This window comes from Conexibacter arvalis, assembly GCF_014199525.1.
GTDB lineage: Bacteria > Actinomycetota > Thermoleophilia > Solirubrobacterales > Solirubrobacteraceae > Conexibacter > Conexibacter arvalis.
On record NZ_JACHNU010000002.1, the window covers coordinates 134,447 to 157,700 of the forward strand.

A 23,254-nucleotide genomic window follows, 5' to 3' on the forward strand; every position below is an offset into this window, starting at 1 on the left:
ACGGTAGATCGTCCGCGCCGGCCGCACATCGGCCGGCGGGCGTACTCCCCCGGGAGTATTCCCCGCGCTACAGGCCGGCGTGCGCCTGCTCGAGCGCGGCCGCGCGCGTCTCCTCGGTCCGCTCGGCGACGGCGAGCCCGGAGATCGCGACGATCCGCGCGACCGGCGAGGCGGGGTCGACGACGAGCAGCAGCCGCTGCTGGCGGTCGCGCAGCCGCGCACCGAGCGCGAACAGGAGGTTGATGCCGGCGCTGTCGAGGTAGCCGGTCTCGGTCAGGTCGACGACGAGCGCGATCGAGTGGTTGCTGAGCGCCGCGTCGATCGAGCGGCTGATCTCGGTCGCGTTGGAGGCGTCGACCTCGCCCTCGATCGCTACGACGGGGAAGGCGCCGTGCTGCTCGACGACGATCCGCGCGAGCGAGCTCATGCACGTGCCTCCGCGCCTGCGAGCGTCCGTTCCAGCACGACGACCGTCCCGTCGTCGCCGTGCTCGACGTCGACGTCGTCCATCAGCCGGCGCATCAGCATGAGGCCGCGGCCGCGATGCTGGCCGCGCGGCGCCCGCCAGCGCCCGCCGTCGCGCACGGTCAGCGAGACGCGGCCGTCCTCGAAGCGGCCCTGCAGCGAGAAGCTGTGCGCGCCCGGCCCGTAGGCGTGCTCGACGGCGTTCGCGCACGCCTCCTGGCACGCGACCGTGATGTCGTACGCCTCCTCCTCGCTCGCGCCCCGGCCGCGCAGCCAGCGGCGCAGCAGGTGGCGGATCTCGGCGAGCGTCGCGTGCTCGGCCGGCCAGCTGCCGTCGATCTCCTTGGGCGGCGGCGGGACCCGCAGCGCGATCATCGCGACGTCGTCGGCGCGCGTCCGGGCGACGAGCTTGCTGGCGAGGCACGCGCAGAGCGGGTCGACGCCGCCGTCGACCGCGGCGGCGGTCACGCGCAGCCGCTCGAGCCCCTCGTCGATCACCTCGCCGCGCCGCTCGACCAGGCCGTCGGTGTAGAGCACGAGCGTCGCGCCGGTCGGGACGTGGTGGACGGTCGACTCGTACCAGCTGCCGGGGACCGTCGCGAGCGGCACGTTCGGCTTGACGTCGAGATACCGCCCCTCGCCCCCGGGCTCGAGCAGCAGCGGCGGTGGATGGCCGGCGCAGACGTGCTCGACCCGCTCGGCCTCGAGGTCGAGGACGGCGTAGGAGAGCGTCGTCATCGAGCGCGGCCCCAGCTGCCACATCAGGCGGTTGAGCCGCGCGACGACCTCCGACGGCCTGTGGCCGTCGGTCGCGTAGGCCCGCAGCGCCGCGCGCAGCTGCGCCATCGACGCCGCCGCCCCGACGCCGTGCCCGACGACGTCGCCGACCGCGAGCGCGACCCGCCCGCCGGGCAGCGCGAAGGCGTCGAACCAGTCGCCGCCGAGCGTGTCGCGGCTGGCCGGCAGGTAGCGCGCGGCCAGCTCGACGCCCGGGATCCGCTGCATGTTGGGCAGCAGCTGGCGCTGGAGCGACTCCGCGACCCGGCGCTGCTCGTAGAGGGCGGCGTTGTCGATCGTCAGCGCCGCGCGGTCGGCGGCGAGCTGGAGCAGGTCGGTCTCCTCCGCGCTGAAGCGGCGGGGTCGCAGGCTGCCGACGTGGAGGACGCCGAGCACGCGGCCCTCGATCAGCAGCGGCACGCCCACGAGCGAGCGGATCCCCTTGTCGCGCAGGATCGGGTTGAGGATGTCGGCGTGGTCGACGTCGTCGATCACGATCGCCCGCCGCTCCGCCGCGATGCGGCCGGCGAAGCCCTTGCCGAGCGGGATCGTGACGCCCTGCTCGACCTCCTCCTCGATCCCCTTCGCCGCCCGCGCGCGCAGCAGCGGCTGCTCGTCGTCGAGCAGGAGGATCGCGGCGGTGTCGGCGCGCAGGATCTCGGTCACGCGCACGAGCAGCTCCGACAGCAGCTCGTCCTGCGGCAGCCACGCCAGCGCCGCGTCGGTCAGCTGCTGCAGCGAGGCGAGCGCCTCGTCGCGCGGAACGGCGCCGCTCGTGGTCAGGATCTCCTTCGTCGACACCCGCGCCAGACTACCCGGCGACCGGCCTCGTCATGCCGAGATCGCCCCGTGCGGGCGCCGCGCCCCTCCGCGAGACGGCCGGCGGCGCGACCGCATACTGTCCACCGCGATGTCGCGGACGCGCGTGCTGATCGCCGAGGACCAGGTGCTGCTGCGCTCCGGGATCGCGCGGCTGCTGGAGGACGCCGGGATGGAGGTCGTCGCGCAGGCCGGCGACGCCGAGGAGCTGATGCGCAAGGTCCGCGCGCACCGGCCCGACGTCGCGATCGTCGACGTGCAGATGCCGCCCGACAACACCGACGACGGGCTGCGCGCGGCGATCGCGCTGCGCGCCGAGCTGCCCAAGGTGGCGATCGTCGTGCTGTCGCAGTTCCTCGAGGAGCGCTACGCGGTCGACCTCGTCGGCGACGACGCGCGCGGCGTCGGCTACCTGCTGAAGGACCGCGTGATCGACGTCGCCGAATTTGCCGACGCGATCGAGCGGGTCGCGAACGGCGGCTCGGCGCTCGACCCCGAGGTCGTCTCGCGGATGGTCGGCCGCCGCCGCGCCGACGACCCGCTCGACGCGCTCACCCCGCGCGAGCGCGAGGTGCTCGGGCTGATGGCCGAGGGCAAGTCCAACCGCGGCATCGCCGAGCTGCTGGGCCTGAGCGGCGCCGCGGTCGAGAAGCACGCGACGCGGATCTTCCACAAGCTCGGCGTCGCCGACGAGCCGACCGAGCACCGCCGCGTGATGGCGGTGCTGCGCCTGCTGCGCGCGGGGTAGCGCGGCTGGCGCCGAACTCCGGTCGTCTGCACCCCTCTGAGGGGTGCAAACGACCGGACCTCCGCGCCGGCTACGCCGCCGGCGTCGCCGGCAGGTCGGCCGTGACGGTCGTCGGGCCGCCTGACGGGCTGTCGACCGTCAACGTCCCGCCGGCCGCGCCGACGCGGTCGTGGAGCCCCTGCAGGCCGCGCCCCGGGGCGGCGACCGCGCCGCCGCGGCCGTCGTCGAAGACGGTCACGAGCAGGCGGCCCTCCCGCTCGGCGACCCGCACCTCGGCTCGGCTGGCGCGGGCGTGCTTGGCGGCGTTGGCGAGCGCCTCGGCGATCACGAAGTAGGCGGCCGCCTCGACCGCCGGCGCCCACCGCCGCGCCGGCACCTCGAAGCGCGTCGGCAGCGGCATCCGCCCGGTCAGCGAGTCGACGGCCGCCTCCAGCCCGCGGTTGGTGAGGATCGACGGGTGGATGCCGGCCGCCAGCTCGCGCAGGTCGGAGATCGCCGCGCGCACCTCGGCGAGCGCGTCGTCGAGCGCGGCGCGCGCCTCCTCGGCCTCCCCCGGCAGCGCCGCCAGGCCCGCCTGGACGCCGAGCGCGACGTTCATCAGCCGCTGCTGGGCGCCGTCGTGGATGTCGCGCCCGAGCCGGCGCCGCTCGGCGTCGGCGGCGGCGACGATCCGCGCCCGCGACTGCTGCAGCTCCTCGGCCCGTGCCCGCTCGGCCGCCTCGCGGCGGGCCGCGGCCTCGGCGGCGCGCCGCTCGCTCGTGTCGCGGAAGGCGACGACGGCGCCGCGGCCGCCGCCCTGCTCGGGGATCGGCGCCGACGAATAGGCGACCGGGACCATCGAGCCGTCGCGGCGGACGAACCAGTCGTCCTCGACGCGGACCGTCCTGCCGGTCGTGCGCGGCAGCAGCAGCGGGCACTCCGACTCCGGGTACGGGGAGCCGTCGGGGCGGCGGAAGTGGATCGTCGCGTGGCTCGGCGCGCCGAGCAGCTCGGCCGGCTCGTCGTAGCCGAGCACCTCCAGCGCCGCCGGGTTGACGAACCGCACGAGCCCGTCGCGGTCGACGAGGTAGACGGCGTCGGCGATCGAGCGCAGCAGCACCTCGAGCAGCTCGGACGGCATCGCCGCCTCCGGCCGCGCGTGCGCCGCCGGCGCGCCCGTCACCGCCGGCTGCTCGTCGCCCGTCGCGCTCACCCGGTCAGCCTACGTCCCTCGACGGGCGCTCGTCCGGCCAGTGGCCGTGCGCGTCGAAGTAGCGGCGCGCCTCGTCCTCCTGCGCGCGCTCGACGTCGCCGCGGACGCCGGTGCGGTGGAGGACGTTCAGCAGCAGCACGCTGAGGCCGGCGCCGATCAGCGCGGCGGCGCCCTCGAAGTTGTCGACGCGGGGATCTCTCAGGAAGATCACGACGCCGGTCAGGACGACGGCGATCGGCAGCACGTAGCGGACGGCGATCAGCAGCGGACTCGACGGCTCGCGACCGCCGGCCTGCTGGTTGGAGGTGGAGCGGTCCGAGGCCATGCGACAAGGCTCGCAGCGCGCCTACGCGCCGAACAGGGCCCGATCCGGACCCGCGATGTCCGGAAACTGGACAGCGGCGGGCGGCGCGGCCGCGCGCCGGGCGGGGCGCGTCAGGCGGCGACGACAGCGGGCGGCGCGGCTGCCGCCGCGCGGGCGCGTCCGGCGGCGGTCGCGGCCGCGCGCCGCGCGGGGCGCTGCGTCAGTCGGAATCGATGCCTCTCTCGGCCGCGGCGGAGACGACCTGCGCCTGCACGCGGATCTCGCCGACCGCCGTCGTCTCCCACAGCTCCCCGCGGCGGAGCGGGCCGAGCAGGTGGAGCCGCGGGCGGACCGCGCCGTCGGCGCCGACGAGCGCGCCCTCGGGGCTCGCGCGCAGGCCGAGCCCGAGCGGATCGGGACTGGCGAGGCCGCGGCGCAGCAGCGCGTCGACCAGCGGCACGCCGGCGCGCGCGACGTCGGTGCCGGCGCCGGCGCAGACGACGACGCGGTCGGCGCGCAGCGTGCGCATCTCGCCGCAGTCGTCGACGAGCAGCTCGACCGTGCGCGGCAGCGCGCGCACCGCCAGCGCCCTGCCGGCGCGGACGAGCAGCCGTCCCGCGCCGACGAGCTCGCGCACCCGGCCGCCGACCTCCGGCGCCATGCGGTGGCGGCGCACCTCCCAGGCGCGTGCCCGCTCGCGCACGAAACGGCGCCGCTCGCCGTCGGGCAGCGAGCGCCACAGCGTCTGCGCGTGCGGCCGCACCCCGTCGAGCGCGTCGCGCCAGTCGGCGCCGGCACGCCGCGCCCGCGCGACGTGGACGCCGAGCCAGCGCTCCAGGCGCTCGACGGTGGCGGGCGCGGGCGGCGGATCGGCCGACGGGACGGGCCTCCGCAGCCCCGGCAGCTGCTCGTGGGGAAGGCAGCCGCCGCGCGAGATCGCGACGACGCGGCCGCGCCCGTCGTCGCCGCAGCAGGCGACCGCGACGTCGACGGCCGTCAGCCCCGAGCCGATCAGCAGCGTCGTCGCCGCCGGCGGCGCCCCCGCGAGCGCGCCCGGCGCCCACGGATCGCCGACGACGCGCGGATCGTCGGGCAGCGCGACCGGCGCCGCCGCCGGCAGCCCGCCGAGCGCCAGCACGACCGCGTCCGCCGCGATCGCCCGCCCATCCGCGAGCACGACCGTCGCGCCATCCACCGCGCCGCCGGCCCCCGCGCCGCCGGCCGCCCCGCCGTCCACCGCGCCGCCGGCCATCGGGCGGCTCGCCCCACGCGAGCCGCCGAGCGCCGCACCGCGCCCGGGCACCACGTCGACCGCCTCCCCCACGACGCGCTCGAGACATCGGCCGGGGGCGGCGGAGCGCTCGGCGTCGTCGAGCAGCGCGCGCAGATAGTCGCCGTACAGCCCGCGCGGGAGATAGGCGCCGGCCGGAAGCGGGCCGAGGCGGTCGGCGGCCCATGCCGCGAAATGGCCGGGATCGCCGGGAAAGGCGCTCATCCGCTCCGCCGCGACGTTGAGGAGGTGGCGGGCGTCAGGGGTCGAGTACGCGACGCCGGGGCCGAAGCTCCCGCGGCGCTCGACCAGGACGACGCGCAGCGGACCGCCCGGCCGACGCAGCAGGTCGACGGCGGTCAGCGTCCCCGCGCAGCCCGCCCCCACGACCACGACCGTCCGCGTCACGCCCGTCATCCATGTCTCCTATCCAGATTGACCAAGTCAAGTTACCGCCCTGACAACCCGCCCGCTTGCCGATCGATGCGCCCTTCCGCCTCTTCTACCCCCTGCGCGCGTCGGGGTCGGCGATCGCGGCGCGCAGCTCCGGATCGCGCTCCATCGAGCGGATGAAGACCGACAGCACCGTCCCGAGCAGCGCCGGCGAGACGTGACCGGGATCGACGACGCGGATCATGCCGAGACCGATGCTGAGGCCGAGGAAGGTGTTGGCGACGTGCTCGGAGGCCTCGACCGGCATCGCGATCCCGGCGTCGGCGGCGCTCTCGGCGCTGAACCTCGCGAAGGTCTCGCGCAGCGCGGCGAAGCCGGTCGCGAACCGCTCGCGCATCGCCTCGTCGCGCCCCGCGGCGAGCCAGAACTCGACCAGCAGCCGGAAGGCGTCGGGCGCCTCGTCGAGCTCCTCCATCCAGCTGTCGGCGCCGCTGAACGGCCGCTTCCAGGTCGTCTCGTCGCGACTGAAGAGCGCGACCTGCTCGGCGATCTCCGCCGCCAGGTACTCGTCCATCAGCGCCGCCAGCAGGTTGCCCTTCGAGCCGAAGTGGCCGTAGACGGCGCCTTTCGTCAGCCCCGCCTCCTCGGCGACGTCGTCGAGCGTCGCGCCCGCGAAGCCGCGGGCGGCGTAGACCCTCGCCGCCGCCTCCAGCAGCCGCGCACGCGTCGCCGCCTTGCGCGCGCTGCGGTCGAACTCGCCGCGCGGCATCAGCGGCATCCCCGCACGGCCGCGCCGGCGCCGCCCGCGCGCGGCGCACCCGCGCGCGGCGCACCCGCGCGCGGCGCACGCGCACGCCCCGCCCGCGCCCGATGCACCGCTTTCCTTGACAGATACTCGTCAGTACATATACTCATCCGCACGCTCTGACCCTACCGAGGAGGGACGACGACGATGCAGGCGACCTTGCCGCCCGGATCTCGCATGCCGACGGCGCTGCAGACGATCGGCTGGTGGATGCGTCCGCTCGCCTTCCCCGACCGCGTCCGCGCGCGCGCCGACGGCCGGCGCTACACGCTCAAGCTCGCGGGCCAGCCGCCCTTCGTCCTCCTCACCGACCCCGACGACGTCAAGGCGCTCATGACCGCCCCGCCCAACGTCCTCCACCCCGGCGAGGGCGCGCGCATCCTCGAGCCGATCGTCGGCCCCAACTCGGTGATCCTGCTCGACGAGGATCTCCACATGGAGCAGCGCAAGCTGATGCTCCCGGCCTTCCACGGCGACCGCATGCAGCGCCTCACCGGGCTGATGGACGAGCTGACCGAGCGCGAGCTCGACGGCTGGCCGCTCGACGCGCCGGTCGAGCTGCACCCGCGCCTCCAGGCGCTGACGCTGGAGATCATCCTGCGCGCCGTCTTCGGCCTCGACGAGGGGCCGCGGCTCGACCTGCTGCGGGAGCGGCTGCCGCAGATCCTCTCCTTCGGCGACAGCCCGATCTCGCTGATGCCGCCGCTGCAGCGGCTGATGAGAGGACGCGGCCGCTTCGGCCGCTTCGAGCGTGACAGAGCCGAGGTCGACCGCGAGCTGTACGCGCTGATCGAGGAGCGCCGCGCCGAGCGCGACGGCGACCGCGACGACGTGCTCGCGATGCTGCTGGACGCGACCCACTCCGACGGCTCGCCGATGCGCGACGAGGAGATCCGCGACGAGCTGATGACCGCGCTCGTCGCGGGCCACGAGACGACCGCCTCCTCGCTCGGCTTCGCCTTCGAGCAGCTCGCCCGCTCGCGCGACGTGCAGGAGCGGCTGGCGGCGTCGGTCGCCGCCGACGAGACCGCCTACCTCGACGCGACGATCAACGAGGTGCTGCGCCGCCGTCCGGTGCTGACGATCCCCGAGCCGCGGCTCGTCAAGCGCGAGATCGAGATCGGCGGCTGGACCTACCCGGTCGGCGCGGTGCTGTGCGCGGCCGCCTACCAGATCCACCACGACCCGGCGATCTATCCCGACCCGTACGCCTTCAAGCCCGAGCGGTTCCTGGAGAGAAAGCCCGGCACCTACACCTTCCTGCCGTTCGGCGGCGGCCGGCGGCGCTGCCTCGGCGCGAGCTTCGCGCTGCTGGAGATGCGCGTCGTGCTGCGCGCGGCGGCGCGGCGCTTCACCGTCTCCGCCGACCGGCCGAGACCGCGGGTGAGACGGCGGATGATCACGATCGCCCCCGGCGACGGCGCGCGCGTCCTCCTCTCCCGGCGGCCTTCCCCGCCGAGCCCGTCCGCCGCAGCGGCCGCGACCGAGCGGGCGGCGGCGTAGCGAGCGCGCGGCGGTCCGGGGGCCGGGCTCGCCCCCGGATCGCCGCCGCTCGCCGAGGGGGAGCTAGGAGCCCGGCGCGTCGACGATGCGCAGGTACGGGAGCGGCTGCTCCCAGCCCTCCGGGTAGCGCTCTCTCGCCTGCTCGTTGCTGACCGAGCCGGAGATGATGACCTTCTCGCCCTGTCTCCACTGGGCCGGCGTGGCGACCTGGTGGTCGGCGGTCAGCTGGAGGGAGTCGATGACGCGCAGGACCTCGTCGAAGTTGCGGCCCGTCGTCATCGGGTAGATCAGGACCAGTCTGATCTTCTTGTCCGGCCCGATCACGAAGACGTTGCGCAGCGTCGCGTTCTGCGCCGGCGTGCGCTCCGTCGGGTCGCCCTCGACGTCGGGCGGCAGCATCCCGTACGCCTTCGCGACGGCGTGGTCGGTGTCGCCGATGATCGGATAGTTCGGCGCGGTGCCCTGCGAGGACTTGATGTCCTCGGCCCATCTGTCGTGGTTGTCGGTCGGGTCGGTCGAGATCGCGATGATCTTGACGCCGCGCTTGTCGAAGTCGGACTTGATCGAGGCCATGTAGCCGAGCTCGGTCGTGCAGACCGGGGTGAAGTCGCGCGGGTGCGAGAAGAGGACGGCCCAGCTGTCCCCGATCCACTCGTGGAAGTCGATCTCGCCCTCGGTCGTCTTGGCTCTGAAGTTGGGGGCGGTGTCGCCGATGGTCAACGCCATGATGCGCGGTCTCCTGGTCGCTATGACGGAAAACTGGAAAAGTCGACCTGATTTTACGACTTCCCTCGCTTGAGCCTACACCCGACGAGCGGCTGATGACAGGGATGCTGGAGCCGGGGGGCGGCCGGGGCGGCGCGGCCCGCCGGCGGCACGGCTGCGGGGGCCGGAGCGGCCGACGCGGCGACGCGCTCAGGCACCGGCGGCGGCGCGGCGGGCGGCCTTCCGGCGTACATGCACGCGTCGGCGAGCGCCAGGGCGCGCCGACGAGCGGGCGCGGAAGATGGGCCGGCGCCGCCGGGTCAGTGCGGCCGGGGGCCGCCCCGCGGCGTCCAGCGGCCGGTGCGCGTGTAGCGGTCCCGCGCGCGCTGCTCGCGCTCGCGGTCGTCCTCGCTGGAGATGCTCAGCCGGGCGAAGAGGTTCGCGAGCAGGACCAGCAGCGCGATGCCCAGCAGGACGATGCCGAATGCCGTCGCCGCGCCGCCGCTGCCGGCAATCAGGAAGACGAGGCCGGCGATCGCGATCAGCGCCGGCAGCCCGTAGCGGACGAGCTTGAGGACCATCGCCGCTCAGCTCCCCGGCGCGCGGCGGTCGCGGGCGGCGTCATCGCGGACGGGCACCTCGCCGGCGCCGCGGTCGCGGGCGGCATCACCGGGCGCGGGCGCCTCGCCGGCGCCGCGGTCGCGGTCGGGGGCGTCATCGCGGGCGGGCACCTCGCCGGCGCCGCGGTCGCGGGCGCTCGTGCCGGCCCGCTCCTCCCCGCGCGCGTCGTAGGCGCGGTCGAGCAGCAGCCAGCCGATCGCGGCGAGCCACACGATCGCGGCGGCGACCCAGATCGCGCCGCCCTCGACGATCGCCGCGACGAGCGCGACGACGCAGGTGCCCGCGACGACCAGCGCCGGCATCGCGCCGATCGGCGAGCCCTCGCCGGCCGGGACGCTGGCGCGGGCGTCGGGCGTCATCGCGGTGCGCTGCTCGGCGGTGGCGCGAGCCGGGTCGTCCTGCGGCAGCATGCTCAGCTCGTTGGCGCCGCTCTCGACGACGTCGCGGGCCCGCCGCTCCCGCGGGTCCTCGCCCGCGTACTCCTCGACCAGCTCGGTGAAGACGCGGTCGGGGTCGCCGACGCCCTCCTCCTCCAGCCGCGCGGCGACGGTCGGCGAGACGTGCTCGGTCTCGGTCGTCAGCTGCAGCGCCAGGCCGGCCGTCAGCAGCGTTCCGGTCGCGTGCAGCGCGACGGCGCCGACGAGCACCCACCAGCTGCCGGTGGCGAGCGCGATCGCCCCACCGATCACGACGAGCGCGAAGAACGAGATCGCGATGTAGAGCCGGTTGGTCGCGAGCGTCGCGACGAACGAGCCGCCCCGCTCGTGGCGCTCGCGGGCGCGCGCGATCAGCTCCGGCGTGAGCGTCGCGTCGTCGCGTCCGACGGCCTCGCGCAGCTCAGCCGTGAGCTGCCGCTCGGTCTCGCGCGAGAGCCGCCGGCGCGGGCGGTGGATGCGATGTGCATGCGCCATGAGATCTGCTCCTCGTATCCGCCAACGCCCCGTCGCTACCCGGCGACCGAGGCGCTTGCGCGGCCGAGGTCAGAGAACGCGACGACGGGCAGGGGCGAGCGGGGCGGCGCGAGGCGGGCGTCGGACGCGCGGGGCGGGCGCGAGCGGCGCGGGGCGGGCGCGAGCGGTGCGGCGCGGGCGGCGCGGGCGGCGCGGGCGGCGCGGGCGGCGCGGGCCAGCCTACGGGAGCGGCAGGCGCCACGCTTCGCGCAGCGTGGCGGCCGGCGCGAGCGCGGCCCAGCGGGAGGCGGCGTCGTGGAGGCGCTCGCGGGCGCGGTCGATCGCGGCGGCGGTGACGTCGTCGCTCCACCAGCGCTCGCCGATCTCGCGCCGGATCGTGCGCGGGTCGGCCGGCCTGCCGGCGAGCGCGACGTCGCAGACCGCGCGGGTGAGGATCTCGGCCTGCATGATGCGGTCGCCGGCGCGGTCGATCGCCTCGCGCCCGCGTCTGGCCGCGTGCGGGGCGCGGCGGCCGGAGACGACCGTGGCGTGAGCGAACATGCCGCCGGCCGCGAGCACGCCCCAGACGCCGGCGCGCAGCCCGAGCTCCTCCTCGACGATCAGGTGCGCGAGATCGTGCGGGACCTCGCGCGCCGGCCCGCCGACCTTGTTGTACGCCCCGCCCTCGAATGCCACGACGAGCCCGTCGGGACGGTGGATCAGCGAGCGGTAGCGGCGCCCCTGCCGCGGCTTCTCGAACTCGATCGCGATCGCGCCCACGCGCCCAACCGTAACGGCCCCGCACCGCCTGCCGTCCCACCCTCGCCCGCCTCCGCCCGGACCTCTGTCATCCAACTGTCGCTGACCAACAGCTGGATGACAAAGGTCCGGCTGCGGTTGGCGTTGAGACGCTGCGCGGCTACCAGGAGGGCTTCCTGGCGGTGCTGGGAGCGAGCCCGACCGCCGAGGGCGGCGTGCGCGGCGCGGTGCTGCACACGCTCGACTGGTGCGCCGCCCATCCGGCGCAGGCGCGGCTGCTGTTCGGCGGCCGCGGCGCCGCCGACCCCGCCGCGCTCGCCGACGCGAACCGCGGCTTCTTCGGCCGCGCCAGCGGGTGGTACGCCACCCACGTCCACTACGGAGCCGTGCGCGAGCTGCCGTTCCCGCTGTTGAGCGCGCTCTGGCTCGGCCCCTCACTCCACTACGTCCGCCACGCGCTCGACGGCCCCGAGCCGGCGATCGGCGCCGACGCCCGCACGGCGCTCGCCGACGCCGCCTGGGCCGCGCTCGGGACCGTCGGCGAGCAGGAGCCGATCACGCCATGACCGCATCCGACCGCCGGCCGACCACGCCCGGAGCACCCGACCGCCACGCCGCGCCGCGCCGGTCGAGCGCCGGCCGCCCCTCCGTCTACCGCGACCTGCTCGACGAGGGCGCGGCCGCCGACCGCGCCGCCGTCCACGTCGAGCGGCGCGGCGACCGCGCGCTCGTCACGCTCGCGGAGCCCGACCGCCTCAACGTGCTGACCGCGGCGCTCGTCACGCAGCTGAAGCGAGCGCTCGCCGACCTCGCCGCCGATCCCGAGATCCGCGCGGTCGTGCTGACCGGCGACGGCCGCGGCTTCAGCGCCGGCGGCGACCTGCGGATGATGGACCGCGCCGTCGACTCGCTCGAGCGGCGCGAGCCCGAGGGCGCCGCCGACATGTGGCGCTGGATCCGCAACGAGTTCGGCGCGATCGCCCGGCTGATCGCCCGCGGCGACACGATGTTCGTGGCGGCGCTCAACGGCCCGGCCGCCGGCGTCGGCCTCGCCTGGGCGCTCACCTGCGACATCGCGATCGCCGCGGAGGAGGCGGTGATCGTCCCCGCGTTCGGCAAGCTCGGGCTGCTGCCGGAGGTCGGCACCAGCTGGGCGCTGACGCGCGCGCTCGGCTACCAGGGCGCCTTCGCCTTCTACGTCGCCGGCGAGCACCTCGACGCGCGCGGCGCGCTCGCGCGCGGGCTGGTGCAGGAGGTCGTCCCCGGCGGCGAGCTGCTCGCCGCCGCCGACCGCTGGTGCGACCGCGCCTGCGCGCTGCCGCCCCACGCCCTCCAGATGACGAAGCCGCTGCTGCGCGGCGCCGCGGACGCGACCTGGGACGGCGCACTCGCGCTGGAGGAGTTCGCCGAGCCGGTCTGCTTCACGACGGAGGCGTTCGCCGGGGCGGTCCGCGGGCGGCTGGCGCGCTCCTGACGGCGGGCTTCGGCGACCCGCCCCGGCGCCCGGCGCGGGTCCCCGCGCCGCGCCGTCCGCACGCCATGTACGCTCGTACATGTACAGTCGTACATGAAGGAGCACCGCCCGCATGCCGTACCTGCTGCTCGCGATCGCGATCGCCGCCGAGATCGCCGCGACGAGCCTGATGAAGGAGACCGACGGCTTCACCCGCCCGCTGCCGACCGTCGCCTGCCTGCTCGGCTACGGGATCGCGTTCGCGCTGCTCGCGCAGGCGATCAAGTCGATGCCGGTCGGGGTCGCGTACGCGATGTGGGCCGGGATCGGCACGGCCGCGATCGCCGCTGTCGGGGCGATGTTCCTCGGCGAGCCGCTGACCGCCGCGAAGGTCGGCGGGATCGTGCTCGTGATCGCTGGCGTCGTCATGCTCAACCTTGGAGGTGCCCATTGAGCGCCCGCCGCCCACCGCGCCCGCGCGACCCCAAGGGCCGTCGCGAGGCGATCGTCGCGGCGGCGGTCGAGGTGATCGCCGAGCACGGGCTCGGCAACGCCTCCCACCGCCTGATCGCCGAGCGCGCCGACGTCCCGCTCGGCTCGACGACCTACTACTTCCCGACCCGCGGCGACCTCGTTGCGAGCGCGCTGGAGAAGAACCTGCGCGACTGGGCCAGGGAGCTGGAGCGGTGGGCCGACGCGCTGACGCGCGACCCCTTCCCCGCGACCCTCGTCTCGCTCGCAGCCTCCTACCTCGCCGATCGGGCGCGCGCCGTCGTCGAATACGAGCTGTACATCGCCGCGGCCCGCGAGCCGGAGCTGCGCGAGCTCGTGCGGCAGTGGCTGGAGCTGCTGGAGCGCCAGCTGAGCCCGATCGCCCGCGAGGGGCGCGCACGGGCGATCGCGATGCTCGTCGACGGCGCGATCGTGCGAGCTGTCGCGCTCGACCGCCCGCTCGACGGCGAGGCGCTCGAGGACGGGATCGCCGCGCTGATGGGCGGCCGCTGAGGCGAGACGCGCCAGGCGACGCGCGTCAGGCCAGGTAGCGCTCGGCGAGCCACGCGGCGAGGCCGTCGGCGCCCGACCGCGCGGCGACCTCGCGCTGCCGCATCGCGCCGTTGGCGGCGGCGAGATCGCGGGCGGCGGCGAGCTGGGCGGCGCAGCCGAGCCGCTCGGCGGCCGGCGCGATCTCCTCCAGCAGCGCCTCCAGGCGGGCGCGGGTCGGCGTCGGCGCGCCGGTCTCCAGGTCGGCGAGCGAACCGTCGAGGCCGTCGCGGAGCGCCGCGAAGCGGTTCTCCTCGATCCGCCACGTCGGCACGGCGGCGACCGGCTCGCCGGCCTTCCAGCGCGCGGCGAGCGTCGCGACGAGCGCCTGCACGACCGCGATCACGGCGGCGGCCTCCGCGACGGTCGTCTGCGCGTCGGGCACGCGCAGCTCGAGCGTCCCGAACGCCGGGTGCGGGCGCAGCTCCCACCACCACGTCCGCGGCCCCTCCAGCACCCCGGCCGCCGCGCCCCAGCGCAGCTCGGCCGCATACGCCTCCCAGCCGTCGAGATGCGGCGGGACGCCCTGGCGCGGCAGCAGCGTGCAGATCGTCGGGCGGACGGACGCGAGGCCGGTGTCGCGCCCGGCGTGGACCGGCGCGTTGGCGGCCAGCGCCGCCAGCTCCGGCAGCCGCGCGCGGAGCATGTTGCAGACGGCGAGCGAGCGGTCGGCGCCGCCGACGGCGACGTGGACCTGGAGGCTCGCGACCAGCTGGCGCCGCGCGATCGTCCCGTACCGCTCCTGCAGCGGCTCGTAGCGGGCGCCGCCGTTCAGCTCGCCCTCGGCGTCGCTGAAGGGATGGACGCCCGCGACCGCCGGCAGCGCCAGGCCGTCGGCCGCGGCGGCGAGGTCGCGGCGGGCGGCGGTGAGCTGGGCGACCGCCTCGCCCACGGTCGCGGCCGGCGCGGTCGCGATCTCGAGCTGGGAGGCGGGCAGCTCGGGCTTGAAGCGCGGGTCGCCGCCGAGCCGCTCCAGCAGCGCGCCGGCGCGCGGAGCGAGGTCGCGTGTGCCGGGGTCGAGCAGCATCGTCTCCTCCTCGACGCCGACGGTGAAGCCGCCGGCCGCGTCGAACCGCCGCCGCAGCTCGGCGGTCGTCGGAAGCTCGAGCGCTGGGACCGTCATCACCGCCACTGTGACCGTTCGCGCGCGCTTCCAACCGCGGGAGGCCCGCGCGCGGCCGCCGCCGCCCCCGCGCCGCACCCGCCGCGCCCGCGCCGCCGCCGCCCACACGCCGCGCCCGCGCCGCCGCCGGCGCGCGCGGCCGGCCCGCCGCCGCCCGCACCGCGCGGCCGCGCCCGCGCCGCCGCCGGCGCGCCGCGGCCGGCCCGTCGCCGCGCGCACGCGCGCCGCACACGACCCGCGCCGGCGCGCCGCGGCAGGCCCGCGCCGGCGCCGCGCAGGACCGCCGTGGTTTGAAGCGGGCGCCGCGCGTGAACCTTTCCGCCCATGGTGCCGACCGTCACGCTCCGTCCCCGGCCGCGCGCGTTCGCGCTCCCGACGCCGCGCGGCCCGCTGAGCGAGCGGCTGATCGAGACGCTGCGCCGCCAGCCGGGCGCGCCGCTGGCCGCGCCGGCGCCCGACGCGCTCGCGGCGATCGACGACCCGCTCGCCGACGACGACCTCCAGCTCGCGCTCTACCTCTCCTACGAGCTGCATTACAGCGAGCTGCTCGGGGTCGATCCCGACTGGGAGTGGGATCCCGGCCAGCTCGCCTTCCGCGCCGCGCTCGAACGGCCGTTCGAGGCGGCCGTCCGCGCGCTCGCCGCGCCGCCCGATGCCGTCGCACCGGCCCGAATCGGCGCCGCGCTGCAGGAGCTGGTCGCCGCCGACGACGGCCCTCCGCTGTCGCGCTGGGTCGAGGCGCGCGCGAGCTCCGAGCAGGTGCGCGAGTTCCTCATCCACCGCTCCGGATACCAGTTGAAGGAGGCCGATCCCCACTCGTGGGCGATCCCGCGGCTGGCCGGCGGCCCGAAGGCGGCGCTCGTCGAGGTCCAGGCCGACGAGTACGGCGGCGGCGCCGCCGACCGCATCCACGCGACGCTGTTCGCGAAGGCGATGGCGGCGGTCGGGCTCGACCCGACCTACGGCGCCTACGTCGAGCGGCTGCCGGCGGTCACGCTCGCGACCGTCAACCTGATGTCGCTGTGCGGGCTGCACCGGCGGCTGCGCGGCGCGATCGTCGGCCACCTCGCCGCGTTCGAGATGACCTCCTCGCTGCCCAACCGCCGCTACGGCAACGCGCTGCGCCGGCTCGGATTCGGCGAGGAGGCGACCGACTTCTTCGACGAGCACGTCGCCGCCGACGCCGTCCACGAGAACATTGCCGCGTGGGACCTCGCCGGCGGGCTGGCCGCGAGCGAGCCCGAGCTGGCCGCCGACGTGCTGCTCGGCGCCCGCGCGCTGCTGGCGCTCGAGGCCCGCTGGGCGCGTCATCTGCTCGACGCCTGGGAGTCCGGCGCCAGCTCGCTGCGCCCGGCGGCGTGACGCGGCGTCAGCCCTCGCCGCCCGCCCGGCGCTCGTCGCCGTGCGGGCCGCCCTCCGCTCCGCCGGCCGCTCTGAACCCGACCAGCTTGTGGGTCCCGTCGCAGAAGGGGCGGATCTGGGAGCGGCCGCAGCGGCAGAGCGCGACGGTCTGCCGGCCGCAGTCGATCGTTCTGCCGTCCTGGTCGGTCAGCTCGAACGGGCCGCGCAGCAGGTAGGGGCCGTCGCGGTAGGGCGTGATCCGCGCGGGCGCGGCGGGACGCGGCGGCAGCGGCGGCTCGGCCGCGTCGCCGTCGGCCGGCGAGCGCGCGACCGCTCCGGACGTCTCGCCGCCGGACGCGCTCGCGCCGAGGGGCGGCGCCGTCGCGCCTCCGACGACGCGGCGCGCGCTCCACCAGTCGCCTGAGTCGCGCTCGACGGCGCCGCCCGTCGGCGCCGTGCGCGCTCCCGCTTCGCCAGGCGCCGCCGCCTCGATCACGAGCAGCTCCTCCGCGTCGGCGTCCGGCGCGAGCCGACCGGCGGCGCGCAGCGCGGCGCTGCGGGCGCGCGCAAGCGGGCCGAGCGGCCCCCGGCGGCGGGCCAGCACGCGCGGACGCAGGCCCGCGGAGGCGAGCCGGTCGAGCGTCTCCGCCTCGCCGGTCAAGGACGACTGCACGAGCAGCAGCCGCCCGCCCGGCGCGAGATGGCCGCGGACGCCGTCGCACAGCCGGTCGACGAGCAGGCGCCCGTCGGCGCCGCCCTCCCACGCCCGCGCCGCGCCGCCGCGCGGCAGCTCGTCGGCGCCCGGCAGGTACGGCGGGTTGGCGACGATCAGGTCGAAGCGCTCGCCTGCGACCGGCGCGAACAGGTCGCCGCGCAGCGCCCGCAGCCGCACGCCGTTGCGGCGGCCGTTCAGCCGCGCCGCGACGACCGCGCGGCGCGACAGGTCGACCGCGGTGACGGCGCTCGCCCCCTCCAGCCCCGCGACGACGGCGAGCACGCCGCTGCCGGTGAAGAGATCGAGCACGCGCGCGCCGCGGGCGAGGCCGCGCTCGCGCATCGCTGCGGCGAGCAGCAGCGCGTCGCTGCGCGGGCGAAAGACGCCCGGCGGCGCCGCGATCCGCACGGCGGCGCGCCCGCCGGGGCGAGAGGCGATCGAGGACATGGGCGAGCGCTACCCCGCACCCGTGAGACCGAAAAGCGGCGTGGTCCGGCGCGGCGGGCGAGCGGCGCGGGCGCCGCGCGCGCGGCGAGCAAGTCGGCGCCGGCCGCGTCCCTCGCGAGCGCGGATCGCGGCAGCCCGCGGCGGGTAGACGAGCGACCATGAGCCTTCCGCGCGAGGAGCAGGCCGTGCGGCTGCTCGACGAGGATCCCGACCTCGCCGAGCGACTGGCTCCCGAGCGCCGCGCCGAGGCCCGCGTCCGCCTGCTGGCGCGCGCGGTCCGGCTGCCGCGCGGACCGCTCGCGCCGGCGGCGCTCGACCGTGACGCCTCCTCGCTCCACGGCCTCCTGCTGCTCGACGGGCTCGTCAGCCGCAACGTGCGGCTCGCCGACACGACGACCGTCCAGCTGCTCGGCCGCGGCGACCTGCTGGAGCCGGGCACCGACGCGCTCGGCGGCCGGCTCGTGCCGATCGACGTCGCATGGGTCGTGCTCGAGCCCGGGCGCGCGCTCCCCGTCGACGACGCCTTCGTCGAGCGCGTGCTGCGCTGGCCGGAGGTGGTCGCGGCGCTGTTCGAGCGGATCGCGGCGCAGTCGGCGCGCCAGGGGACGCAATGCGCGATCTCGGGGCTGGCGCGCGTCGAGGACCGGATCGAGACGCTGATGTGGTTCCTCGCCGAGCGCTGGGGCCGGATCGGCAGCCAAGGGGTCGTGCTGCCGCTGCGGCTGACGCACGAGACGCTCGGGCAGATGCTCGGCGCCAGACGGTCGACGGTCACGCTCGCGCTGAGACAGCTCGCCGCCGACGGGCTCGTCCAGCGGCGCGACGACGGTGCGTGGCTGCTGCTCGTCCCCTCCGGCGACGAGGTCGGGGTCGCCGACCGCCGCGGCGGCGGCGTCCGCTTCCTCGAAGGGGACCTGGCGCTGCCGCCGGAGCGCGACGCCCCCGCGCCGACGGCGCCCGCGTCGCGTCCCGCCCGCGAGGCCCTGCCGGTCGCCGGCGCGCTCGACCGGCTGGAGGCGCGGATCGAGCGGATGCTGGCCGTCCACGCGCGGATGCGCGCCCGCACAGCGTCAGCTTCGGCACCTTCGAGCAGAGACGGCGCTTCAGGCTGACAGCGGCGGCCTGCGGTCGAGAGCAGCCGCCCGTGCGGCGATCCGCGGTCGCGTCATCTCTGCGGCGACGCGCCGACCGAGGTTCTCGCGTCGGCCGCGAAGCGGGCGTCCAGCCCGGTCAGCCGCAGCAGCCGGCGCACGGGGCCGGTGCCCTCCACGATCCCGAAACGGCGGCCGCAGTCGCTCGCGAGGTCGTCGAGTCGCAGCAGCATCCGCAGACCGGTCGAGTCGATGAACGCCAGCTCGCGCAGATCGAGCACGACGCCGGGGCAGCCGCTTGCGAGCAGATCTTGGACCGTCTGTTCGAGGATGCCGACGGTTGCGAGATCGAGCTCGCCCGTGACACGCACGACCGCCTGCCCGTACTCCATGGTGGGCTCGATCGCGAGGCCGCCGGCGGCGGCGTCACCGAGATGCTGCATGAGAGCCTCCAGGCTCGGGTTCATCGACCGTATCGCGCCGACGGAGACCGGGGCAACGGGGATGTTGGTTTCCAACATGCGGCGGATCGGAGGCCTCGCGCATGTCTCCGCGGCGACGCGGGGAACGATTCCGCGCATGGACGGCACGGGCGATGCGGACGGCGGCGAGGGCTCGTGGGCGGGCGAGCACCGCTTCGGCCGCGAGGCCCCGTTCACGCTCGGCGTCGAGGAGGAGCTGTTCCTCGTCGACCCCGTCGACGGCGCGCAGACGAACGCCTCCGCGGCCGTGCTGGAGCGGCTCGGCGCCGTCCGCGGAACGGTCGAGCGCGAGCTGCACGCCTGCCAGGTCGAGCTGATCACCGACCTCTGCCATGACGCCGGCGAGGCGGCGACCGCGCTGCGGGGGCTGCGCCGGGCCGTCGTCGGGACCGGCGCGGGGATCCTTGGCGCCGGCACCCACCCGGCGGCGTTGGAGGGCGCCGCCGAGATCACCGACAAGGCGCGCTACGAGCGGATCCACGAGCTGCTCGGAGACGCCGTCGCGACGCCGGTCGGCGGGCTCCACGTCCACGTCGGCATGCCCGACCCCGAGACGGCCGTGCGCGTCTTCAACGGGCTGCGCCGGCACCTGCCGCTGCTGCAGGCGCTCGGTGCCAACACGCCCTACCGGCACGGGCGCGACACCGGGCTCGCCTCCGCGCGGGAGATCACGACGCGCGGATGGCCGCGCTCCGGCGTGCCGCGCGCGCTGCGCGACTTCGACGACTTCGCCGAGCTGAGCGCGCGGCTCGTGCGGGCCGCCGACGTGCCCGACTACACGTGGTTCTGGTGGAAGCTGCGGCCCCATCCACGGCTGGGGACCGTCGAGATCCGCGCGCTCGACGCGCAGGCGTCGCTCGACGACCTGGCCGCGCTCGTCGCGCTCGTCCACTGCCTCGCGCGGCACCTCGCGGAGGCCGAGCCGGCGCGCGGCGCGGGTGGGCGCGGCGAGCCGAGCCCGCCCGCAGAGCTGCTCGACGAGGGGACCTTCCGCGCCGCCCGCTATGGCGTGCGCGCCCGCCTGCCCGATGCCGAGGGCCGCCTCGTGCCGTTCGACGCGCTGCTCGCGCAGGTGCTGCGCGAGATCGCCGGCGACGCGCGCGAGCTCGGCTGCGACGCGGCGCTCGACTCGCTCCCCGCGCTCGTCGCGCGCGGCGGCGGCGCCGGGCGCCAGCGCTCGATCCACGCGATCGGCGGCATGGGCGCGCTGCTGCGCGAGCTGGCGACGCTGACGGCGCGGGGCTGAGCGGCCCCGGACCGCACGCGCGGCACGGGCGGCGGGGCACGTGCGCGACGCGCGCGCGGCGGGGGTGCGGCGCGCGCGGCGCGGCCGGCGGTCCGCTCACCCCCGCTCCACGGCGCGCAGGTCGCGCTCGACCGCGGCGGGCACGACCCGGCGCTCGCGCGCGACCCAGCGAAGGCCGCGGAGCGCGGCGATCGCGCCCGCCGCCGTCGTCCGCCGCCAGGGGCCGGCCGCCCAGAGCCGCCGCGCCGTCGCGCCCGGGAGCCGCCGCGGCGGCCGGCGCAGCCAGATCGTCCAGAGGTCGTTGCGGAGCGTCGCCGCGACCCGCGCCGGCCGCGGCGCGCCGCCGCCCGGCGGGCAGTGGCGCGCGACGATCTCGGGCACGTGGCGGACCTCCCAGCCGGCGGCGGCCAGGTCGAGCGCCAGCAGCTGCTCCTCGCCGCCGACCTCGAAGCGGCGGTGGAAGCCGCCGACCGCGACGAAGGCGCTGCGCCGCACGACCGCGCCGCAGGCGACGAAGCCGGTGACCGGGACGCCGGGGCCGCTGTTCCGGCCGGCCGCGGCGGCGAGCGGACCGGACGCCATCGCGACGCAGGTCGGGTCGAGCCGCCGCTCGGGACCGACGAGCACCGCCGCGGCGATCAGCCCGACGCGCGGATGACGGTCGAGCAGCGCGGCGGCCCGCGCCAGCGCGCCGGGCTCCCACCACGAGTCGTCGTCGCTGAACGCGACGTACGGGGTCCGCAGCCGCGCGACCGCCTCGGTCCGCGCGGCGGCGCCGACGCTCGAGCGGAGCGCGATCACCTCGACGCCGGCGTCCCCGCGGGCGCGCAGCGCGGCGGCGGTACCGTCGACCGAGCCGTCGTCGGCGACGACGATCGGCGGCCGCTCCGGCAGCGCGCGCAGCCGCGCCACGGTCGACAGGACGAGCTCGCGGCGGTCGCGGGTCGCGAGCGCGACGCCGATCCGCGGCTCTCCCCTCGCCTCCATGCGGCCTCCGTACCCGCGCGAAGCGATTCGAGACGCCAGGCAGCGCAGATCCCGGTCCGTTGTCGTTTAGCCACTTCTCGCAGGGGTACGTCCGGCTCGCGCCGCCCCGCCGGCGCTCGTGGCCCCCTTACGAAGGAGTCGCCCGTATGCGCGTTCTGGGCGTCAACGCCGTCTTCCACGATCCCGCCGCAGCGCTCGTGGTCGACGGCGAGATCGCCGCCGCCGCCGAGGAGGAGCGCTTCACGCGCCGCAAGCACGGGAAGGCGCCGGTCGCCTTCTCGACGTGGGAGCTGCCCGAGCAGGCGGCGCGCTGGTGCCTGGAGGCCGCCGGTCTGCGCCCCGACCAGCTCGACGCCGTCGCCTACTCCTACGACCCGGCGCTCGCGCCGCCGACCGACGGGGTGCTCGACCTGCGCTGGGAGGGGCTGCGGACGCTCTACGTGCGGCGCGCTCCCCGCTTCCTCGCGACCGCGCTGCCCGGCCTCGATCCCGCGTGCGTCACGTACGTCCCGCACCACCTCGCGCATGCCGCCTCGGCCTACGGCGCCGCCGGCTGGAGCGACTGCGCCGCGCTCGTGCTCGACGGCCGCGGCGAGCGCGGCTCGCACCTCGCCGGTCGCGTGCGCGACGGGCGGCTGGAGCCGTTGGCGGCACAGGCGCTCCCGCACTCGCTCGGGCTCGTCTACGAGGAGCTGACGTCGCATCTCGGCTTCCGGCGCGCCTCTGACGAGTACAAGGTGATGGCGCTCGCCGCCTACGGCGAGCCGCGCTTCCTCGGCGCGCTGCGCGAATGCGTCCACGCGACCGGGGACGGCGGCTTCGCGGCGACGCCGCCGGCGTGGGAGCGGTTCGCCCCGCCGGTCGCGGCGAGGGATTCCCCGGAGGCGGTCCACGCCGATCTCGCCGCCTCGGTCCAGCGGGCGACCGAGGAGGTCGTGCTCGAGCTGGCGCGCTGGCTGCACGAGCGGACCGGCGAGCGCCGGCTCGCGATGGCCGGCGGCGTCGCGCTCAACTGCGTCGCGAACGCGCGGCTGTGGCGCGAAGGTCCGTTCGCGGAGCTGTTCGTCCAGCCGGCCGCCGGCGACGCCGGGACCGCGCTCGGCGCCGCGCTGCACGTCGCGCGCGAGCTGGGCGACCGGCCGGCGGCGATGGCGACCGCGGCGCTCGGCCGCGGCTGGGAGGACGACGAGCTGGCCGGCTGGCTGCGCGCGGCCGGGGTCGAGTTCGCGCGCGCCGACGACGTCGCCGACGAGGTCGCCGCGACGCTCGCCGACGACGGGATCGTCGCCTGGTTCCAGGGGCGCGCCGAGTTCGGGCCGCGCGCGCTCGGGCACCGCTCGCTGCTCGCCGATCCGCGGCGGGCGGCGAACGTCGAGCGGCTCAACGACGTGAAGGGCCGAGAGCAGTTCCGGCCGGTCGCGCCGATGGTGCTGGAGGAGCGCGCCGGCGCCATCTTCGACGGCCGGCTGCCGAGTCCCCACATGCTGTTCACGCACGTCGTGGACGAGGCGTGGCGGGAGCGGATCCCGGCGGTCGTCCACGTCGACGGGACGGCGCGGATCCAGACCGTCGCGCGCGCGGCCGAACCGCTCGTGGCGCGGATGCTCGACGGCTTCGAGCGGCGCACCGGCGTCCCCGTCGTCGTCAACACGAGCCTCAACACCGCCGGACGGCCGATCGTCGACGATCCCCGCGACGCGCTCGAGTGCTTCGGCTCCGCGCCGATCGACCTGCTCGCGATCGGCCCCTTCGTCGTCCGCCGCGCCGGCGCCTTCGCCGGTTCCCGCCCCGTGGAGGCGCTCGCCCGATGAGGCGCCCGCCGCTCACCTACGAGGTCGTCATCCCCACCGTCGGACGCCCGTCGCTCTCCCGCCTGCTGCGCGCCCTCGACGCCCTCCCGCCCGCCGAGCGGCCGGCGCGGGTGCGGGTCGTGGACGATCGGGCGGGGATAAGCGGGGGCGGCGGGTCGGGGGTGGCGGGGGTGGCGGGGGCAGCGCTCCGCTCTGGCGCGGGGGCGGGCGCCGGCGGCGGCCGGTCGGCAACGACGGGGGACGCGGCGCGGGAGGCGCTCCGCGCG

The 23,254-nt window shown here is 76.8% G+C and carries 24 protein-coding genes; 10 read left to right on the forward strand and 14 right to left on the reverse strand.

The annotated features are described in order from the left end of the window. Nucleotides 1-67: 67 nt before the first annotated feature. Together BDZ31_RS09165 and BDZ31_RS09170 are read right to left on the reverse strand one after the other, a co-directional pair. Nucleotides 68-427 (reverse strand): STAS domain-containing protein, encoded by a 360-nt coding sequence (locus BDZ31_RS09165; protein WP_183341326.1) that lies wholly within the window; start codon nucleotides 425-427, stop codon nucleotides 68-70. Further along, nucleotides 424-2,043, reverse strand: coding sequence for a SpoIIE family protein phosphatase (locus tag BDZ31_RS09170; RefSeq protein ID WP_183341328.1), 1,620 nt, complete (start codon nucleotides 2,041-2,043; stop codon nucleotides 424-426). The genes BDZ31_RS09165 and BDZ31_RS09170 overlap by 4 nt, the downstream gene beginning before the upstream one ends. Before the next feature lie 109 nt (nucleotides 2,044-2,152). Between BDZ31_RS09170 and BDZ31_RS09175 the strand changes: the two genes are divergently transcribed. Then, the gene (locus BDZ31_RS09175) at nucleotides 2,153-2,809 is read left to right on the forward strand and encodes a response regulator transcription factor (protein WP_183341330.1); all 657 of its coding nucleotides are present in this window, start codon (nucleotides 2,153-2,155) and stop codon (nucleotides 2,807-2,809) included. Nucleotides 2,810-2,879: 70 nt separating this feature from the next. Here BDZ31_RS09175 and BDZ31_RS09180 read toward each other — a convergent pair whose 3' ends face one another. The 4 genes from BDZ31_RS09180 to BDZ31_RS09195 all read right to left on the reverse strand — a co-directional run bounded on the left by BDZ31_RS09180 (nucleotide 2,880) and on the right by BDZ31_RS09195 (nucleotide 6,737). Then, a complete protein-coding gene (locus BDZ31_RS09180) occupies nucleotides 2,880-4,001 on the reverse strand; it encodes a sensor histidine kinase (RefSeq protein WP_343075557.1) in 1,122 nt (373 codons plus the stop codon). A 4-nt stretch (nucleotides 4,002-4,005) separates the two neighbouring features. After that, complete coding sequence (locus tag BDZ31_RS09185; RefSeq protein WP_183341332.1) at nucleotides 4,006-4,326, reverse strand: hypothetical protein; 321 nt, start codon at nucleotides 4,324-4,326, stop codon at nucleotides 4,006-4,008. Between the two features lie 199 nt (nucleotides 4,327-4,525). Next, a complete protein-coding gene (locus tag BDZ31_RS09190) occupies nucleotides 4,526-5,992 on the reverse strand; it encodes an FAD/NAD(P)-binding protein (RefSeq protein WP_183341334.1) in 1,467 nt (488 codons plus the stop codon). An 85-nt stretch (nucleotides 5,993-6,077) separates the two neighbouring features. Next, nucleotides 6,078-6,737, reverse strand: a complete 660-nt coding sequence (locus tag BDZ31_RS09195; RefSeq protein WP_183341336.1) for a TetR/AcrR family transcriptional regulator — start codon at nucleotides 6,735-6,737, stop codon at nucleotides 6,078-6,080. 183 nt (nucleotides 6,738-6,920) lie between these two features. On the opposite strand from BDZ31_RS09195, the gene BDZ31_RS09200 reads away from it, so the two are divergent. Continuing rightward, nucleotides 6,921-8,276: a cytochrome P450 gene (locus BDZ31_RS09200; RefSeq protein WP_183341337.1), complete on the forward strand. Its 1,356-nt coding sequence runs from the start codon at nucleotides 6,921-6,923 to the stop codon at nucleotides 8,274-8,276. Nucleotides 8,277-8,339: 63 nt separating this feature from the next. On the opposite strand, the gene BDZ31_RS09205 is transcribed toward BDZ31_RS09200, so the two are convergent. The 4 genes from BDZ31_RS09205 to BDZ31_RS09220 all read right to left on the reverse strand — a co-directional run bounded on the left by BDZ31_RS09205 (nucleotide 8,340) and on the right by BDZ31_RS09220 (nucleotide 11,272). Beyond that, complete coding sequence (locus BDZ31_RS09205; protein WP_183341339.1) at nucleotides 8,340-9,002, reverse strand: peroxiredoxin; 663 nt, start codon at nucleotides 9,000-9,002, stop codon at nucleotides 8,340-8,342. Between the two features lie 299 nt (nucleotides 9,003-9,301). Continuing rightward, nucleotides 9,302-9,562 (reverse strand): hypothetical protein, encoded by a 261-nt coding sequence (locus BDZ31_RS09210; RefSeq protein WP_183341341.1) that lies wholly within the window; start codon nucleotides 9,560-9,562, stop codon nucleotides 9,302-9,304. Between the two features lie 6 nt (nucleotides 9,563-9,568). Further along, nucleotides 9,569-10,513, reverse strand: coding sequence for a hypothetical protein (locus tag BDZ31_RS09215; RefSeq protein ID WP_183341343.1), 945 nt, complete (start codon nucleotides 10,511-10,513; stop codon nucleotides 9,569-9,571). Between the two features lie 219 nt (nucleotides 10,514-10,732). Further along, the gene (locus tag BDZ31_RS09220; protein ID WP_343075558.1) at nucleotides 10,733-11,272 is read right to left on the reverse strand and encodes a hypothetical protein; all 540 of its coding nucleotides are present in this window, start codon (nucleotides 11,270-11,272) and stop codon (nucleotides 10,733-10,735) included. Between the two features lie 161 nt (nucleotides 11,273-11,433). Here BDZ31_RS09220 and BDZ31_RS09225 point away from each other — a divergent pair, with 161 nt between their 5' ends. The 4 genes from BDZ31_RS09225 (at nucleotide 11,434) to BDZ31_RS09240 (ending at nucleotide 13,709) form a co-directional block, all read left to right on the forward strand. Then, nucleotides 11,434-11,817, forward strand: a complete 384-nt coding sequence (locus BDZ31_RS09225; protein ID WP_183341345.1) for a hypothetical protein — start codon at nucleotides 11,434-11,436, stop codon at nucleotides 11,815-11,817. Continuing rightward, nucleotides 11,814-12,725, forward strand: coding sequence for an enoyl-CoA hydratase/isomerase family protein (locus tag BDZ31_RS09230; protein ID WP_183341347.1), 912 nt, complete (start codon nucleotides 11,814-11,816; stop codon nucleotides 12,723-12,725). The genes BDZ31_RS09225 and BDZ31_RS09230 overlap by 4 nt, the downstream gene beginning before the upstream one ends. A gap of 112 nt (nucleotides 12,726-12,837) precedes the next feature. Further along, nucleotides 12,838-13,158, forward strand: a complete 321-nt coding sequence (locus BDZ31_RS09235; RefSeq protein ID WP_183341349.1) for a DMT family transporter — start codon at nucleotides 12,838-12,840, stop codon at nucleotides 13,156-13,158. Then, a complete protein-coding gene (locus tag BDZ31_RS09240; RefSeq protein ID WP_183341351.1) occupies nucleotides 13,155-13,709 on the forward strand; it encodes a TetR/AcrR family transcriptional regulator in 555 nt (184 codons plus the stop codon). The genes BDZ31_RS09235 and BDZ31_RS09240 overlap by 4 nt, the downstream gene beginning before the upstream one ends. Nucleotides 13,710-13,734: 25 nt before the next feature. Here BDZ31_RS09240 and BDZ31_RS09245 read toward each other — a convergent pair whose 3' ends face one another. After that, nucleotides 13,735-14,868 carry a carboxylate-amine ligase gene (locus tag BDZ31_RS09245; RefSeq protein ID WP_183341353.1) on the reverse strand — a complete coding sequence of 378 codons (1,134 nt, stop codon included), beginning with the start codon at nucleotides 14,866-14,868 and terminating at the stop codon, nucleotides 13,735-13,737. Nucleotides 14,869-15,192: 324 nt separating this feature from the next. Here BDZ31_RS09245 and BDZ31_RS09250 point away from each other — a divergent pair, with 324 nt between their 5' ends. Beyond that, nucleotides 15,193-16,230, forward strand: coding sequence for an iron-containing redox enzyme family protein (locus BDZ31_RS09250; protein WP_183341356.1), 1,038 nt, complete (start codon nucleotides 15,193-15,195; stop codon nucleotides 16,228-16,230). A 7-nt stretch (nucleotides 16,231-16,237) separates the two neighbouring features. Here the strand turns inward: BDZ31_RS09250 and BDZ31_RS09255 are convergent, their stop codons facing one another. After that, on the reverse strand, nucleotides 16,238-17,371 hold the full coding sequence (locus BDZ31_RS09255) for a HemK2/MTQ2 family protein methyltransferase (RefSeq protein WP_183341358.1): 1,134 nt from the start codon (nucleotides 17,369-17,371) through the stop codon (nucleotides 16,238-16,240). Nucleotides 17,372-17,529: 158 nt separating this feature from the next. Here BDZ31_RS09255 and BDZ31_RS09260 point away from each other — a divergent pair, with 158 nt between their 5' ends. After that, nucleotides 17,530-18,483 carry a Crp/Fnr family transcriptional regulator gene (locus BDZ31_RS09260; protein ID WP_183341360.1) on the forward strand — a complete coding sequence of 318 codons (954 nt, stop codon included), beginning with the start codon at nucleotides 17,530-17,532 and terminating at the stop codon, nucleotides 18,481-18,483. Nucleotides 18,484-18,536: 53 nt separating this feature from the next. Here BDZ31_RS09260 and BDZ31_RS09265 read toward each other — a convergent pair whose 3' ends face one another. After that, entirely contained in the window at nucleotides 18,537-18,905 is a 369-nt protein-coding gene (locus BDZ31_RS09265; RefSeq protein WP_183341362.1) for an STAS domain-containing protein, read from the reverse strand. Nucleotides 18,906-19,041: 136 nt separating this feature from the next. On the opposite strand from BDZ31_RS09265, the gene BDZ31_RS09270 reads away from it, so the two are divergent. Then, complete coding sequence (locus tag BDZ31_RS09270; protein WP_183341365.1) at nucleotides 19,042-20,190, forward strand: carboxylate-amine ligase; 1,149 nt, start codon at nucleotides 19,042-19,044, stop codon at nucleotides 20,188-20,190. Between the two features lie 96 nt (nucleotides 20,191-20,286). Here BDZ31_RS09270 and BDZ31_RS09275 read toward each other — a convergent pair whose 3' ends face one another. Beyond that, nucleotides 20,287-21,177 carry a glycosyltransferase family 2 protein gene (locus BDZ31_RS09275; RefSeq protein ID WP_183341366.1) on the reverse strand — a complete coding sequence of 297 codons (891 nt, stop codon included), beginning with the start codon at nucleotides 21,175-21,177 and terminating at the stop codon, nucleotides 20,287-20,289. Nucleotides 21,178-21,323: 146 nt separating this feature from the next. Here BDZ31_RS09275 and BDZ31_RS09280 point away from each other — a divergent pair, with 146 nt between their 5' ends. After that, nucleotides 21,324-22,988 carry a carbamoyltransferase family protein gene (locus BDZ31_RS09280; RefSeq protein WP_183341368.1) on the forward strand — a complete coding sequence of 555 codons (1,665 nt, stop codon included), beginning with the start codon at nucleotides 21,324-21,326 and terminating at the stop codon, nucleotides 22,986-22,988. The last annotated feature ends 266 nt before the right edge of the window (nucleotides 22,989-23,254 follow it).